Origin of the sequence: Lysinibacillus xylanilyticus (genome assembly GCF_001183605.1) — a bacterium.
GTDB classification, from domain to species: Bacteria; Bacillota; Bacilli; order Bacillales_A; family Planococcaceae; genus Lysinibacillus; species Lysinibacillus xylanilyticus.
On the sequence record NZ_LFXJ01000008.1, the window covers coordinates 267,977 to 283,862 of the forward strand.

At 34.5% G+C, this 15,886-nt stretch carries 16 protein-coding genes; 10 read left to right on the forward strand and 6 right to left on the reverse strand.

Translation table 11 applies throughout. The features are described 5' to 3' along the window. Nucleotides 1-254 precede the first annotated feature (254 nt). Nucleotides 255-1,490, reverse strand: coding sequence for an IS110 family RNA-guided transposase (locus tag ACZ11_RS16420; protein WP_049667607.1), 1,236 nt, complete (start codon nucleotides 1,488-1,490; stop codon nucleotides 255-257). 490 nt (nucleotides 1,491-1,980) lie between these two features. Here ACZ11_RS16420 and ACZ11_RS16425 point away from each other — a divergent pair, with 490 nt between their 5' ends. From ACZ11_RS16425 to ACZ11_RS16435, 3 genes are all read left to right on the forward strand, one after another. Next, nucleotides 1,981-2,967 (forward strand): DUF2268 domain-containing putative Zn-dependent protease, encoded by a 987-nt coding sequence (locus ACZ11_RS16425; protein WP_049667608.1) that lies wholly within the window; start codon nucleotides 1,981-1,983, stop codon nucleotides 2,965-2,967. 239 nt (nucleotides 2,968-3,206) lie between these two features. Continuing rightward, nucleotides 3,207-3,797 carry a VanZ family protein gene (locus tag ACZ11_RS16430; RefSeq protein WP_049667609.1) on the forward strand — a complete coding sequence of 197 codons (591 nt, stop codon included), beginning with the start codon at nucleotides 3,207-3,209 and terminating at the stop codon, nucleotides 3,795-3,797. Nucleotides 3,798-4,473: 676 nt separating this feature from the next. After that, nucleotides 4,474-4,812, forward strand: a complete 339-nt coding sequence (locus ACZ11_RS16435) for a hypothetical protein (protein WP_049667610.1) — start codon at nucleotides 4,474-4,476, stop codon at nucleotides 4,810-4,812. 99 nt (nucleotides 4,813-4,911) lie between these two features. Here the strand turns inward: ACZ11_RS16435 and ACZ11_RS16440 are convergent, their stop codons facing one another. Further along, on the reverse strand, nucleotides 4,912-6,288 hold the full coding sequence (locus ACZ11_RS16440) for an MATE family efflux transporter (RefSeq protein ID WP_049667611.1): 1,377 nt from the start codon (nucleotides 6,286-6,288) through the stop codon (nucleotides 4,912-4,914). Nucleotides 6,289-6,308: 20 nt separating this feature from the next. After that, nucleotides 6,309-6,788: a DUF6530 family protein gene (locus ACZ11_RS16445; protein ID WP_049667612.1), complete on the reverse strand. Its 480-nt coding sequence runs from the start codon at nucleotides 6,786-6,788 to the stop codon at nucleotides 6,309-6,311. Nucleotides 6,789-7,113: 325 nt separating this feature from the next. On the opposite strand from ACZ11_RS16445, the gene ACZ11_RS16450 reads away from it, so the two are divergent. The 3 genes from ACZ11_RS16450 (at nucleotide 7,114) to ACZ11_RS16460 (ending at nucleotide 8,987) form a co-directional block, all read left to right on the forward strand. Then, nucleotides 7,114-7,656, forward strand: a complete 543-nt coding sequence (locus ACZ11_RS16450) for a TlpA family protein disulfide reductase (protein ID WP_049667613.1) — start codon at nucleotides 7,114-7,116, stop codon at nucleotides 7,654-7,656. Nucleotides 7,657-7,735: 79 nt separating this feature from the next. Beyond that, nucleotides 7,736-8,239: a DinB family protein gene (locus tag ACZ11_RS16455; RefSeq protein WP_049667614.1), complete on the forward strand. Its 504-nt coding sequence runs from the start codon at nucleotides 7,736-7,738 to the stop codon at nucleotides 8,237-8,239. 22 nt (nucleotides 8,240-8,261) lie between these two features. Then, the gene (locus tag ACZ11_RS16460; RefSeq protein ID WP_049667615.1) at nucleotides 8,262-8,987 is read left to right on the forward strand and encodes a metallophosphoesterase family protein; all 726 of its coding nucleotides are present in this window, start codon (nucleotides 8,262-8,264) and stop codon (nucleotides 8,985-8,987) included. A 76-nt stretch (nucleotides 8,988-9,063) separates the two neighbouring features. On the opposite strand, the gene ACZ11_RS16465 is transcribed toward ACZ11_RS16460, so the two are convergent. Both ACZ11_RS16465 and ACZ11_RS16470 read right to left on the reverse strand, forming a co-directional pair. Then, on the reverse strand, nucleotides 9,064-9,366 hold the full coding sequence (locus ACZ11_RS16465) for a hypothetical protein (RefSeq protein ID WP_049667616.1): 303 nt from the start codon (nucleotides 9,364-9,366) through the stop codon (nucleotides 9,064-9,066). A 403-nt stretch (nucleotides 9,367-9,769) separates the two neighbouring features. Continuing rightward, entirely contained in the window at nucleotides 9,770-10,774 is a 1,005-nt protein-coding gene (locus ACZ11_RS16470) for a nucleoid-associated protein (protein WP_049667617.1), read from the reverse strand. A gap of 297 nt (nucleotides 10,775-11,071) precedes the next feature. On the opposite strand from ACZ11_RS16470, the gene tsaA reads away from it, so the two are divergent. Beyond that, nucleotides 11,072-11,533, forward strand: a complete 462-nt coding sequence (gene tsaA, locus ACZ11_RS16475) for a tRNA (N6-threonylcarbamoyladenosine(37)-N6)-methyltransferase TrmO (RefSeq protein WP_049667618.1) — start codon at nucleotides 11,072-11,074, stop codon at nucleotides 11,531-11,533. A 102-nt stretch (nucleotides 11,534-11,635) separates the two neighbouring features. Here tsaA and ACZ11_RS16480 read toward each other — a convergent pair whose 3' ends face one another. After that, the gene (locus tag ACZ11_RS16480) at nucleotides 11,636-12,331 is read right to left on the reverse strand and encodes a response regulator transcription factor (RefSeq protein ID WP_049667619.1); all 696 of its coding nucleotides are present in this window, start codon (nucleotides 12,329-12,331) and stop codon (nucleotides 11,636-11,638) included. A gap of 170 nt (nucleotides 12,332-12,501) precedes the next feature. Between ACZ11_RS16480 and ACZ11_RS16485 the strand changes: the two genes are divergently transcribed. From ACZ11_RS16485 to ACZ11_RS16495, 3 genes are read left to right on the forward strand one after another with little or no spacing between them, the layout of a single operon-like run. Next, nucleotides 12,502-14,127, forward strand: a complete 1,626-nt coding sequence (locus ACZ11_RS16485; protein WP_201778542.1) for a flavin-containing monooxygenase — start codon at nucleotides 12,502-12,504, stop codon at nucleotides 14,125-14,127. A 28-nt stretch (nucleotides 14,128-14,155) separates the two neighbouring features. Beyond that, nucleotides 14,156-14,881, forward strand: coding sequence for an SDR family NAD(P)-dependent oxidoreductase (locus ACZ11_RS16490; protein WP_049667620.1), 726 nt, complete (start codon nucleotides 14,156-14,158; stop codon nucleotides 14,879-14,881). A gap of 38 nt (nucleotides 14,882-14,919) precedes the next feature. After that, nucleotides 14,920-15,873 (forward strand): alpha/beta hydrolase, encoded by a 954-nt coding sequence (locus tag ACZ11_RS16495; RefSeq protein ID WP_049667621.1) that lies wholly within the window; start codon nucleotides 14,920-14,922, stop codon nucleotides 15,871-15,873. Nucleotides 15,874-15,886: the final 13 nt, after the last annotated feature.

Below are 15,886 nucleotides of genomic sequence, written 5' to 3' on the forward strand. Positions count from 1 at the left end.
GCTTAAATTTGGCTTATTAATATAATTTTGGTTAATTAATAAAAGTTGTGGATGCCTTTTTTAAAATTATATGCCATGTATATTAGTTGATTGGAGTGAAGGTTGGGCGACTGTTATTCAACAAAACCAGCTAATAGATTGTCAATAAAAATCTTTTAAATTAAAAAACACTTCATGATATACTAAAAAGCGCAACCCAAATAACCCTCCGAATTCAATTTGGAAGGTTTTTTTTGTATTTGAAAATGCTGTAATCACATGGTTTCTTGGAATGGTGTTTTCGTTTTTAAAATCGCATAAATCCAATGTAAAAGCTTATTTGCACAAGCAATAATGGCTACTTTATATGGCTTTCCTTCCTCACGTTTTAAATCGTAAAAGGCTCGTAATCGCTTATTTCGTGCGATAGTTTCAGGTGTTGTTTTCTTTTTCCGACTATCTCGAATAGAACAACGAACAGCTGTATAAAGCATGTGGCGAAGCCTAGCCGAGCCGCGTTTAGTAATGTGATTTTTCGTGCCTTTAAAGCGACCTGATTCAAACACACTGGGATCTAGTCCTGCAAAGGCTACTAACTTTTTCGGATGATTAAACCGATCAATTTCTCCGATTTCTGAAATAATCGTTGCAGCGATTTTTTCACCAATACCGGGAATTGATTGGAGTAATTCATATTCTTCAAGTTGTGCCGCTAACTCATCAATCTCACGCTCCAACGTAGAAAGTTGTTGGTGGTACACTTGAAGTAAATCAATATATATATTCAAACTGACTAAAAGACTTTGATAAAGAGTTGATTGAAATGGATTGCGTTCTGCAGCTCCGATTAATTTTTCCGATCTTTCAAGCGCCCAATTAAACGAACGTGCTTTGCAATGTGTATCAATGAATTGTGCGATCTCTTCTACACCTGCTTCTTTAACTGATTCAGAAGTAGGGTAAGCTTGTAAAGTTTTTATGGAAATCTCAGCGTATAAATCACCAAAAACTCCTTTGTACTCAGGGAATATTTGATCTAATACGGCTTGAAATTGAAGCTTTGTTTGAATCATAATTCCCGTCATATTTTCATGTTGCCTTGTTAGATGCCGAAGGTTTAATAACTGTACACCACGCTTTTTCTGAGGCGCTAAATCCTCTTTGTAATACAGTTCGCCTAAGTGATAAGCATCAATGGCATCTGTTTTGGTTTTTCGCAAGCTAGAACTTTTTGCTCGGTAAGATACCAGTGGATTTACGATAATGACAATGTATTCTCTTGCTTCTAAAAACTGTACAACTGGGGCATGATAGTGACCCGTTGATTCCAAAACAACAGGTGGCTTCATCCCTGTTTGACGCTCTAAATCTAATAAATAAGAGTGTAACTCTTCCAATCCATCCACCGTATGATCAACTTTCACGCTGCTTTTATAGGGCATTTTTTTAACCAAGAACATTTGAACCTGACTTTCTCCTTTTGCGACATCCAGACCAACTACTGGATTCATGTTTATCTCCTCCTAAGGTAGTGTATTGACCGGTAACCTCTATCTAGCTTGTTATTCATATCTTCGCTTGTTATACGAGATCGTAATGTCCCAACCAGCCTAATCATGTGTTAACAAGTAGAGGGCGAACAGTTTAGTTGTCGGGATCTAGTCCCACGGGTGCTTCCGTTCGACCCCGGCTACTATCAATCTATAAATTGAATAAAAAATAGTCAACCAGATTACTCTGGCTGACCTTATAATACGAAAGGGTGCTTTACTTGAAGAACATTGAGTTGCATATGCAGCTCTTTTTTTCTTTATTGAACTCCCATGAAAGAACTTAATCATCTTTCATTTTCTGTGGTGTGGCGCTGGTTTTTGCGCTACATGGATGGCTAACGGAGAAGGTTTGTTCAATAAGAGATTTCAAAATAATAAGTGAAATCGCACCAAAATATGGTAAAATAATTTGTTGAATAGTCTAATTTTTCGCGCAGGAGGAATTTATTTGAAAAATTATCAAAAAATAATTGTCGTACTTGTTCTAATAAGTGCATTGCTAACACTTACATCCTGTACACAAACAGAAAAAGGTGAGAACCAACTTCACGAGAAAGAGCAAATAATAGATTACAAAGAGATTGTGTTCTCATTTGAACACCCTCAAACCAAACAAAAATACAAAATTATTCATGTCAATCAACTGTTTTATTCGTATATTGAAAAGGTCAAAGATAATCCGAATCTTTCATCCTCGGAAACTTTGGAACTATATAATAAAGAAATCATTCAACCCATATACCAGGATTGTTTTGAAAATGGAGAATACCCTCTTATGGCAGAAACCCTTCTTAATACGGTTCCTAAAGGGTTAACAGAAATAGAAGTGGTAAGTAAAAAGATGGAGACTCGTAAAGCAGAAATCAATCAACTAATTAATGAATCTCTTTTGAAATCCGCAGACCTCTTACCTTCACAGAGTGATGTTGCAGTTTGCGTATTCCCTTCCTCCACCAATAATAGGACACCATTCACAGTTGGGGCGGGTAAAATTATCCTCCCGCTTAATCTAAATGTTTTGGATGATAGTATAAAGGTAACCGTTGCGCACGAATACCATCACAGCGTTTGGGCGGAAAAGCATTTCAGTAATAATGACTGGGCTTCTGTTTTGGATAATATAGTCTTTGAAGGAAAAGCGGTCATGTTTGAAAAGTCCGTTTATCCCGACTACGGCTATACACCAATAGATATGACTTACAACAAGGCATTATGGTCTAAAGTTGAACCTGATTTAAATAAGTACGACAATAATCGTACCTCAGAAATTTTATATGGTGGAAAAGGGTTGCCGAAAGGTTACGGTTACAGCGAAGGCTACAAAATGATTAATTCCTATCTTGACTTGAATCCCGATAAAACACCAGAGGAATGGACTGCCCTAAGTGCAAAAGAAATTTTTGAAAAAGGAAATTATCTTGAAAACTATAAATAACAAATCTATGAATTAATTAACATATATTCAAGGGGTAAATATATATTAATGATTAGTTAAATATCATTGGGTTGCGTATGCAGCCCTTTTTTCTCTGTTGAACTAACGGAACAGTTTAGTGAAATAAGAACATTAAGAACATCGAAATCAATATTATGGATAGGGAAAATTTGTTAACCCTTCATTAAGTTGCTATAGTAAAATGAATAGTGACTATAAAATAACGGGAGATGTTAATTATGCATTCAACATATGTTCTTTACAATATTGTTCCCTTAGCATTCTTAATTTTGTTAGTATATATTTTTATTGATGTATTACTTGATTATTTTAGAAAAGTAGAAAAAAGTGCTAAGAAACGAGTTATGTTATATAGCTCTATTTTTTACGTAATAAGCTTAGTTCAAATTAAATTGGGTGGATTCACGCTCCATCAAAATCCAGCAGACAATAATAGAACATTTATTTCAACGAATGACTGGTTTGGAATATTTGATACGATGCACTTTAATATTTCTATTTGGAGTTATTCAGCTTTATTTTATAATGTTATTTTATTTGTACCGTTAGGGATTTTCTTATTACTCCTTTTCGATTTAAAAAGTAACAAAAAAGCAATTTCTATTGTTATTTTAAGTTGTTTAGTGATAGTTGTCGCCCGTCTTTTACTTGGGTGGTCTGGTTTTACTATAAGCAACTTTGGTAATACGGATATTATCTATTTGTTATTTAATGTTTTGGGTGGAGTCTTAGGAATATTTTTAGTAAAGTACGCAGTAAATTATATTCACTCATATAAATTAAAAAACCAAACAAAAATTGTCGAATAAAATATACACATATATACTTAAAAACGTTCCCAAACGCAAGTTTTGGGACGAAATAAAACACTTAAAACGTTGTCATACCAATGTATTAAGTGTTTTTCTGTATTTCATTCATATACACCTTTTTATGCACTATCGTTTGAACTTAGATACAACAAAGCTTTCAATGCTGTTCAAAAGAAATTGCACTGAATCATATTTTGAATAAAAACTTGCATATACAGCGGATTTCTTAACGTTATAAATCAACCTTTTCTTTTAACATAGCCTTTTTCTTTATTCAACTCCCATGAAAGAACTAAATCATCTTTCATATTCTGTGGTGTAGCACTGGTTTTGCGCTACATGGATGGCTAAGGGGTGCTTTACTTGAATTAGATAGATAAACCAGAAGCAACAACCTTGAGAAAACAACCTTTGATAAACTAAAAAAGCCCCTCTTTTCAATGTTGAGCGACTTAAAGGATTATTTAGCTGGAATTGTGAATGTTATATCTAGCGTTTCAACTCATCAAAAAACATCACCAAACATTCATTTAATTTCTCTGACATTTTCTACAATAATCTCTTTCTTATTAAATGTAAAAACAATATGGTTAAAAAAGTTAAAATTGGAACTTTATCTCGATTTGACCGTATACAGAGTAAGGGACATAAAATGTAGAGAGGAGGGGTTTGCATGCGTAGTAAAAATTTAATTATTATGATAGTAGCATTTATTGTAGAAGTTTTAATTACGTATTTTATTGCTTCATTTTTCTCCGTAAGATTTATCGAGGTAATGTTCTTCACTGGTATAGCTTTTGCTGGGGGTACTTTTTACTTTTCAAGTAGTGGTGGAGCCATGAGTAGGTTGTTTGCATCTCAAGCTAGTGGGCAAACAGGCATAATTCAGAAAAGAGAACAGTTTACTTATCAAATTGGTCCGATATTTATTACTTCACTTATATTCTTTTTAATTGGATTAGTATTCTTTCTCCTACTTATTTGGGGAATAATTCCACCTAGACAAGCTTAAATAATGGTGGATCAACAAATACGGTTTACTCCAAATACCTATATAAAATTGCTGTAGACAAAGTTACACATAACTTTGTCTACAGACACTATCATAAAATTAATCGCTGAGCATTGCTTTTAATGTTCGTTTTTGCCAGCCTAGCTTGAAGTATGCGTATTGTAATACAAAATGTACACAGAAGGCAGTAGGATAAGCTAACCAAACGCCATTTAGTTCGAATGACGTGTAGTGCGATAAAATAAACGCCAATGGTACCTCGACTACCCAAATTGCGATGACTAGGAAAATTGTAGGCCATAAGACAACACCTGTAGCTCGCATTGTAGCTGAAACGGTTTGTGTATGGCCAAAAATTAAATAACTCCAAAATGCGATATATAAATAATCCTTGGCGATAAGTACCGTATCATGTTTATCAATAAAGAAAGATAAAATAGGCTCCGCAAATAAATACATTATTAAAATAATTGCGCCACCTAAAATATAGTTAACGAGCACACCAAATTGACGAATTTTTTTTATCATTTCTGTAGAGTTTGCTCCTAAAGCCTGCGCAACAAATACAGATGTCGCAATAGCAATACTCATCGCTGGTACCTGTGCATAACTAGCGACCTGATTAACAACACCGTAAGCGGCAGTAGCATCGGAGCCGTAAACATTTACGAAGCCTATTACAGCAATTTCTGCTACAGAGATCGCAACCATACTAATGCTTGCAGGAATGGCTAACTTTAATAATGAAGATAAAACATCCTTCTTTAATTTAAAATGCTGTAAAATCGATTTGTCTAAGCGCAAAATATGATTTGTTTTATGCAAGTAGGCAAGTAACAATATCATCGTCACCAGATTCGATAAAACAGAAGCATATGCAGCGCCGTTTAAGCCAAACTTAGGCAGACCAAGCCAGCCAAAAACTAATGGTGGTAGGAATGCGATATTTAAAATAACACTTATGACTAAAAATATAAAAGGCGTTTTAGAGTCACCTACACCACGCATAAAGGTTGTGTACACAAAATACCAGAACATGATTGGTAGTGTGAAAAATAGGATTTGAGCATAGCTAATACTCATATCTAAAATATTTGCAGGTGTTTGCATAAAGCGTAAAATCCACTCAATGAAAAAGCCACCAAAAATCGCGACGACAATCGATAAAATCGTTGTGAAGGCTAAAGTTACCCCTACAACCTCCTTCATCTTCTCATGATTGCCAGCCCCATACGTTTGCCCTACTAAAATTGAGCTACCTGAGCCAATCCCAATAGCAAACGCCATTAAAAAGAAGAAGAATGGAAAGAATGCTGAAATTGCCGCTAGCGCATCAACACCTAAATTACGCCCTACTATAAACATGCCAAAGACTTGCCCTAGTGACTGCAGCACATTCGCTAGCATAACAGGGATTAAAAAGTTAAAAAAAGCTTTTTGCAGTTTTTTATCATCATGTAAAATTTGTAGGTCCATTTTTTATGCCCTCCTGGGTTTTAATAGCCCATTTCCTTTAAAATTTGTGATAGCGTGCGCAGGCGTTCGCCAATTAGTTCATCATCCGCACTTAAAGCTTGATTAAAGAGCTTAATATCCTCTTCAATTTGTTCATTTTCCGTACATACTTCCACTGTCATTGCATCCCCTTGTAAGCCAATACGTTTAATAACAGGGTTTTCTTCATCATATAAATGATCGTAGCGATAAGCTTCCTTAAAATGAAGCTGAGTTTCACAAACTAAAATAGCGAGGTCAAGCACGCGATGAAGTGGTAATTCTTCCGATTGACGTGACCATTTACCACCTGTATGACGCCACACTTTAGCAGAAATATCAACCTTGCCTCTGTCATTCCATTGCGCTAAGCCTAGTGAGAGCCCCTGTGCATCTGTATGATAAGCAGTGCGCCCATCAATATTGGCATAATTTTCAGCAACAATAACTGGTTTATGCTTTAAATGTGTAGGTATTTTCATCGATTTCATCCCCCTTTGTTAATTCAGAATTTAGTAATTTAGTAAATTACTGCATTAGTAAATATAACATTGGACAAATTTGGAAGTCAATCAGTAATCTGAATATTTTTAATTGTATGGATTAGATGAAAAACTAATTATGGGAATTACTACTGATTTAAAGAAAGGATTTTTTATAGCTGAAAAATGTCATCTTGCCAGATTGTGTTGGATTAATAGGAGGACTACGATTTATAGAGAGTAGACTGAATTTATCAAACTGGTTAAAATGGTAATTGATATATATAATGGTAATTTTAAAAAGGGGTAATTTAGGTGATTGTTTATGCAACTTAAAAAACGTTTAGGTTTATATTTCTCAGCTTTGGTAGTCGTATTACTTGTAGGGATTGTTTTGAAAAATGTATTTATAAATGAAGCAACAGTTAATCCGATAGTAGAAAATGAAGATGGAACAAAACAGCTGGCTTTTGATGCAAAATTAACACGATTAGATGAATCATCAACAACATTTAAAGAATACAATGGAAAGGTCCTAATCGTTAACTTTTGGGCGTCTTGGTGTGGACCTTGTCAAGAAGAGGCTTCTGAATTAAGGGATTTTTATAACAATAAATCTGAAAATGTTGAGCTGTTAGCAATCAATGCAACTTCCAAAGATAGTAGTGAAAATGCTATGAAATTTCAAGAAACATACAATTTGAATTTCCCTATATTTCTTGATTTAGATGGTAAACTTCAAAAATCATTTGGAATATTGGCTTATCCAACAACTTTTATATTTGATTCTAAAGGTATATTGAAATATTCGATAGAAGGACAGGTTAATCAAAAAGAATTAAATAAATATATTGATACACTCTACTAATCTGGAAATCCATTTCCTTTACGATGAGAGCACTTTTCTGTTGCTTTACTAAAAATTTTGCAAGAAAAGAGGGAGCATTATGTATCAGACATTAAATGGTTTTTTTAAGTCTTGGGAGTTCGAAGCCGATGGTACACAGAGGTTATTGAATACTTTAACTGATGAATCACTTAAACAGGAAATAACGTCTGAAAATTGGACTCTAGGACGTATTGTTTGGCATACTGTGACTGCAATTCGCATCATAACTTCAAATTCAAATTTAACATTTGAAGGTCCAACTAAAGATTATCCTGTTCCTACTTCAGCACAATTTATTGCAGATAGCTATTCTCAAGTCAATAATGCATTTGTGCAAGCTGTAAAAACCAACTGGACTGATCAAACCCTTCAAGAGCACATCAACTTTTTCGGTCAAGAAATGCGAATTGGTACACTATTAATGTTTTTGATTCAACATCAAAATCACCATCGAGGACAAATGACGGTTCTTATGCGACAGGCTGGATTAACTGTTCCAGGCATTTATGGTCCAGCTAAAGAGGAATGGGTAAATTTCGGTATGGAAGCTCCAGAAATGTAAAACTAATTAAGGTGAGGATATTGTGAAAATAGCAGTTATATCAGATATTCATGGAAATAAAGATGCATTAAAAGCAGTGTTAGAGGATATAAAATATAGAAGTATCGATAAGATATATAATTTAGGTGACACTCTTTACGGACCGTTATTCCCATTAGAAACATATGAAATAATAAAGAGTACAGATATTAAAAGTGTAAGTGGAAATTGTGATCGGATATTATTACAGTCTTCAACGGAAAATCCAACCGTTCAATATGTAATAGACGTGCTTTCAGAGGAACATAAAAGTTGGTTAATGAACCTGCCATTTTCGATTCAGACAGATGATTTTTACTTTTGTCATGCTTCACCTGAAAATGATGAGCTTTATATGTTGAATGAAATTACGCCAAATGGTGTTACTTTAAAACAACCAGAGGAAATAATGAAATTAGTAAAAGATATCCCTCAAAATATTATATTTTGTGGTCACTCCCATTTTCCAACGATTGTTTATTTACCTAATAACAAAATTATTATTAACCCGGGCAGTGTTGGTTTGCCTGCTTATGAAGAAGTTGAACCGTTCTATTATAAGATTGAATCAGGTACACCGTTTGCGAATTATACAGTTGTAGAAAAAAGGAATGGTGAATGGATTATTGAGCAGTTAAGCATTCCTTATGATACTACGGAGGCTATTAAACAAAGTGAAGGTCAAAATAGATCTGATTGGGCCAGAGCATTAAAATATGGGAGAGTTTAAGGTGATATTTTTTTAGTTTAAAAAAGTAAAAGGACTTGTTGATAAATCATAAAAACAAGTCCTTTTTTTTATCATGTTAAATACTGTCGTGAGCTTTGTCTTTCATTGTTATTACCTTTAGTAGATTCTTCTTCTGGATAAATAAAATAACTAAGGCTTGTACTGTCATTGCTAAGACAAGCAGAATGAAGTGTGAATTGTGGTACAAAATTATTGAAAGAAAATAAAATATTGGTGCAGACGAAAGGTACGAAATATATTGGTTTTTAGTTACTAAATAAATAATAGTTGAAATACAAGTTGTCACCAAAAGTAGTTCGAGTAAAATTCCGATTGAAGCACTATCAATATAATACTGTAAATCGTTTACATAGGACATATTAAAAAGATCCCCCTATTTCGATAAAAATACTTAACTTAATTGTAACATATTAACAAATTTGATGTATAGGTAATAATAGGGGATATTAGGGTGATGGACAAGCTATTGAGCTATTTTAAGCCTTGGATTTTAGGTAATACGAAATCATGGGTAATTATTATAATTGCCTACGAAGCGACAGCTATAATTACGCTAAGGCGAAATTGATATAAGTTGATTGGAGTGGAGACTGGACGCCCCCAGGAAGCTCTGCTCTGCGCGAAAGCGAAGCGTCAGCAACAAAGCGCCCAGTCGGAATGGAAATCAACCACACGCTATGGTAAGGAGCTTTCCCTGTATACTAGGGAAGTCTCTTAGAATTTAACTTCTTTAAGACGATTCGGACCAAGGCTTAATTGATTTATAGCTCTTCCTGGAAATATATTTTGTAGAACTTTCGATTTGTAGATTCATCGTAGCCTACTTCAATTAATTCATCCACTTGCTCGATATCCTGTACATTCACCTGGATTTCAATATTGGAATCGAGTTTAATTTTACGTTTATATTTTTTTTCAGCCTTTTCAAGCGCACTCTCAGAAATTACGGTTTCATAAGGTTTTACCGAATTTATAATAATATCTTTTTGTGTTGGCTCTGCATTTTCAAATACCGTTTCAATATAATTATTTACTTGAAATTCATCTTCATTTCTAAAGTAATCAAGCGTTTTATTTAAAAGCCCCAGTTTCTCAGTATTGCTAAAGCTCTCTTCTTTTAAAATATATTTTTTGCATTCTGTTAATGCTAAATTCGTTTTGTAATAATGTTCATCGGCTGCTTTTATCTTTAAAAATCGTTCTTGCCAGTAGACAATATCTTCTTTCCTTTTCGTTTTCATAAATACAGCAGGTGCCTTATCCGTTCCCATATCTATGATAATGGCCATGTTATTAATTTTCTTTACATTAATTCCATCTATGCCATTGACAACCATTTTGTTGTGGTCGTTCTTTACATCTAAAAACATTTCTTTTTCATCAATTTTAACAATGGCAATTATTTTTTTTACTTCTGTAGCTAGAAAACAATTGTCAAATAATCCAATAAACAATTCGCCACTTTTAATATTTGGGTGTTGAGAAACACTATGTAAGTGTTTAGCAATGTTGATTGATTGTTCAAGGAAACTAGTCTCCTGATCAAAAATTGCCCTTACATATGTGTACACCTCATTTAACCCAATATCTGTTTCGTGAAAAAATTCGAATTGCTGCTCCAAATCGATTTTGCTAAACGCAAGCTGTGTAAAAGCTGCCTCCAGCATGACCTCAGGCTGTGAAAATGGCTCCTCACCTAACACGAGTGTATCGTCAATAAAATGTAAAATATATTGTGCTAACTTACTTTCACTTACTTCTAGCATGTTTTCCACCTTCTAAAATTTCATTGTAGATAATATACCATATCATAACCCTCGCCACATTTTCATGTATTTAATTTTTACGAATAATAAAATAAAAAAGAACAGTGAATACATGCAATTAAGAGATTCTTTGGGTTGCTTGCAATAGGAGAGACAATTATATAGGAATTTCAATTAATTGGCAGATTCCTTTGAAATTTTGGGTCATTACCGTAAATTTACATTGCAGATAGCTAAAGTATACTGGAATTAAACGGAATGTGCATGGAGAAGTCAACGAAGAGAAGAGGTCTTGATATGCTTTATAACATTAAACCAATAGCTGTAGTGAGCAATAGTCGAAAAATGATTGAAGACGACAATTGGGGTGACGTCATTTCTACTATTGAATTGACAAAAGATATACATGAATCATCTTTAAAGGGGATCGATGATTTTTCTCATTTAGAAATAATTTTTTATTTTGACAAAGTTGCAGATGAGAAAATCCAATATGAATCGAGACATCCAAGAAATAATACGGACTATCCGGAAGTCGGTATTTTTGCACAGAGAGGTAAAAATAGGCCTAATAAAATAGGTGTAACGGTTGTAGAATTACTAGAATTAAAGGATAGAACATTAATCGTTAAAGGCTTAGATGCTATTGACGGAACACCAATCATTGATATAAAACCTGTAATGAAAGAGTTTTTACCAAACGGGGAAATAAAACAGCCACATTGGGCAACTGATTTAATGAAGAATTATTGGGCCTAGTAACAGAGTATTAATTATATAAATGAATAATTTAAAAGAAGCTATCTATTCAAGTTAATAACTTTACACTGAAGGGGATGAGAGAAATCCCCTTCTTTTATATTATAAAATAATACCTTGCTGATAAAGTAGGTTAATAGCATGGGAACGATTTTTAGCCTTTAACTTTTTTATTGCAGATTTTACATATTGATTGATCGTTAATTCGCTTAAATCCATAATATTTGCAATTTCCTTTGTACTGTCTCCGTTAGCAACCTGCATCATAACCTCTAACTCTCGTTTACTAAGAGAAACATCTTTGTTTTTCCCTTTGGATTGAATTAATAAATGTCCAACCGTATTACCAAAGCTAGTTAAATCATCTAAAAGCTTTTCACTTATTTCTATATCTTCTTCAAAATGAGTGCTACAAATATAACCGAAAACATATGGCCCGATAAATATAGGGACGATTAAAAGCTTATTGTGTTTAGAGGCAACAACATATTTAATACTAATGTTTTTTAAATAATCCATCCCTGTGCAAAACTTTGCTTTTTTATCGACAATGGCAGAATAGATAATTGGAAAACTACGTATCTCCTCTCTAATTTCTCCGATATGGATTCCTCCAGATTCATTTAAATAAATAATGCCTTCAGCAACAAATCCTATTGGAGAATATCTCAATAAATAGGCATCTTTAATAGGGAATGAATTCAAATATACCTGCAAAATGTGTATCAGCAACTCTTCATGATTCGAAAAGTCATCAATAGTGTCAAAATGTTTTTGAATGGTATAAAGATTTGACATATTGTATCCCCTTTTTTAAGTATATAATACGCTTGAAATGAGGAATTTTCAATATTTTCTGTAAAATGTAATATTAATGCTAATATATTCTCTTTTTTTCTTTAGTCATTAGATTTAAAGAAGTTTATATGACTGTTTTACAAATTATCGAAGTGGGGGAGGAAAAGTGTGTGAAAAATCATTCAATCAAAGAGGTAGATGCAATTGTACTTGGTGCGGGGTTTGCGGGTCTTTATATGTTATATCAACTAAGAAGTAAGGGGTTATCTACTGTTGTTTATGAAGCGGGGGACGGAGTAGGTGGCGTTTGGTATTGGAATCGCTATCCTGGTGCTAGATGTGATGTTGAAAGTATCTATTATAATTATACGTTTTCAAAAGAATTGTACGAGGAGTGGAATTGGACATCTAGATTCCCGGAGCAAGAGGAAATATTAAGCTATTTATACTATGTAGCAGATCGTTTTGATTTGCGAAAGGATATTCAATTTAAGACACGAGTAAATGCCGCACATTTTGATGAAGAGCGTTGTAAATGGCTTATTCATTTAAATGATGGCACTCAAGTTTTCGCAAAGTATTTCATTACAGGAATAGGTTGCTTATCGGCTGCTAATGTTCCGAACATAAAAGGATTAAATCAATTTAAAGGTAAGTGGTATCATACGGGGCATTGGCCACATGAAAAGATTGATTTCACTGGAAAACGAGTAGGGATTATTGGGACAGGTTCAAGTGGAATTCAAGCAATTCCAGTAATAGCAAAAGAGGCAAAGCATTTAACAGTATTTCAGCGTACACCACAATACACAATTCCTGCACGAAACCATACTTATGACAAGGAATTTATTCGAAGTACTAAGGAAAACTTTGAAACGTTAAAACATGCAATGAGGAATTCTATATCAGGTACACCTCACATACAAAATGATCGATCTGTTATGGAGGATAGTGAAAGCAAACGGCAACAGGTGTTTGAGGATGCTTGGGCAGAGGGAGGATTTGCTTTTGCAATGTCTTATAATGATTTATTAACAAATGAACAATCGAATGAAAAGGCTTCAGAGTTTATCCGCTCGAAAATTCGTGAAGTTGTCAAAGATCCCAAAGTAGCGGAGAAGCTAAGTCCAAAGTATATGTATGGCACGAAAAGACAAGTACTAGATACCGATTATTTTGAAACGTACAACAGAGAGAATGTTTTATTAGTTGATGTAAAGGAATCACCAATAGAGGAGATAACAGAAGCGGGCATTAAAACAACAAATGATCAATATGATTTAGATATTATTATTTTTGCTACTGGCTATGATGGTATGACAGGTCCTTTATTTAAAATCGATATTCAAGGAAAAGACGGCGTTGCATTAAAGGATAAATGGGAGAACGGGGCGTCGGTTAGAACGTATTTAGGGATAACGACAGCGGGGTTCCCGAACTTATTTATGATTACAGGTCCTGAAAGTCCATCTGTGCTTGTCAATATGCCAACTGCTATCGAACAGCACGTAGAATGGGTCGCAAATTGTATTGAATATATGCGAGAGCATAACATTGATGTAATAGAGACCAATATACAAGCGGAAGAAGAATGGAGTGAGCATAATCGAGAAATCGCTAATGAAACTTTATATGTAAAGGGCGATTCTTGGTACACTGGCGCCAATATAGCAGGGAAGCCTCGAAGCTTTTTAATATATCTTGGCGGATTTGATTATTACACAAAACGCTGTAACGAGATTGCACAAAATAATTATGAAGGTTATACGATGTTGAAATTAAAAACTATATCGTAACTGATGGTACGAAGAAGGGGGAAGTACAATGGAACAACAGGTAGTAATTATTACGGGGGCAGGTAGTGGTATTGGTAGAGAGACTGCTAAACTTTTAGCAAAAAAGAATACGGCGATTGTTTTAGTAGATTTTGATGAAACAACTGGACAGGAAACCTTAGAGGCGGTTAAGGAACATAATCAACATGTTATTTTTGTACATGCTGATGTATCCAAGAGCCAGGACGTTAAGCAGTATGTTGAAGTAGCCAAGGGGAAATTCGGAAAAATTGATGTTTTCATTAATAATGCAGGTGTATTGAGCCCACCATCTTTATTAGGGGATATAGAAGAAGAAACTTTTGATAGGATTATAGCCGTTAACCTTAAGGGTGCCTTTCTAGGCTTAAAATATGTTTTAAAGGAAATGGAGCAACAAAAATCAGGTGTTATTGTGAATACCGCATCTGCAGCAGGAATTCAAGGTCAGCCATATTTAGGAGGCTATGCAGCGAGCAAACATGGTGTCATTGGACTAACAAAAACAGCAGCCATCGAATATGGTTCTAGTGGAATAAGAGTAAATGCTATATGTCCTGGTGGTGTAATAACGAATATGACGAAGGGAATAGAGACGAGTCCAGAAGAAAACGGACCAATGAGAAGACTCGCATCGCCAGAAGAGATTGCAAATGTGATAGGTTTCTTAATTTCAACGGATGCATCTTATGTAAATGGCGCAGTTGTGACGATTGATGGTGGATTAACTTCTTAAAATCATAAAAAAATTTTAATGATGAAAGGATGAAATGAATGGAAAATCGTATTGATCCAGAACTAAGAGAGACTTTATCACTAATGCCACCTTTAGATTTAGACAATTTGGAGGCTACTAGAGAAGGGTTAGTTGCTATTGCTCAACCTCCTCAGATAGCAGACAATATTTCTGTTGAAAACAAAATGATTCAAGGACCAGATGATAATGATCCACTACGTATTAGAATTTATAAGCCAAAGGAAAAAGTAGGGGATTTACCAGCGCTTTTATGGATTCATGGAGGAGGATATGTACTAGGTGCTCCAGAGGGTGATGATTTACTATGTCAACGTTTTGTGAATGAAGCAAATTGTATTGTAGTGTCGGTTGACTATCGACTTGCACCTGAATATCCTTATCCTACGCCACTTGAAGATTGTTACGCAGCATTAAAATGGGTAGCTGATAATGCGAAAGATTTAGGTATTGATAATACACGTATTGGTGTAGCTGGGGCAAGTGCGGGAGGTGGGTTAACAGCAGCATTAGCACTACTGGCTCGTGATAGAAATTATCCTAACCTTAGTTTTCAAATGCCGCTCTATCCGATGATAGATGATCGTAATAATACACCTTCTGCATTGGAGATTACAGGACATATGGTTTGGAATCATGATTTAAATCAAAAGGGCTGGGAAATGTATTTAAATGGGGATAATGGCGGTGATGATGTATCACAATATGCTGCAGCTGCAAGAGCGGAAGACTTATCAGGTTTACCATTTACTTATACGTGTGTCGGTCAATTAGATCCTTTCCGTGATGAAACATTACAATATGTAACGAGGCTATGTCAGGCTGGTGTTGATGTTGAATTCCATTTGTATCCTGGCTGTTATCATGCCTTTGAAAGCTTCGTCCCAACAGCAACAATTAGCCAAAGAGCAGCAACAGAATATGTTGAGGCTGCTAAATATGTATTAAATCGTAATGTTTCTGTTCATTTATAATATTCTCGCGGAT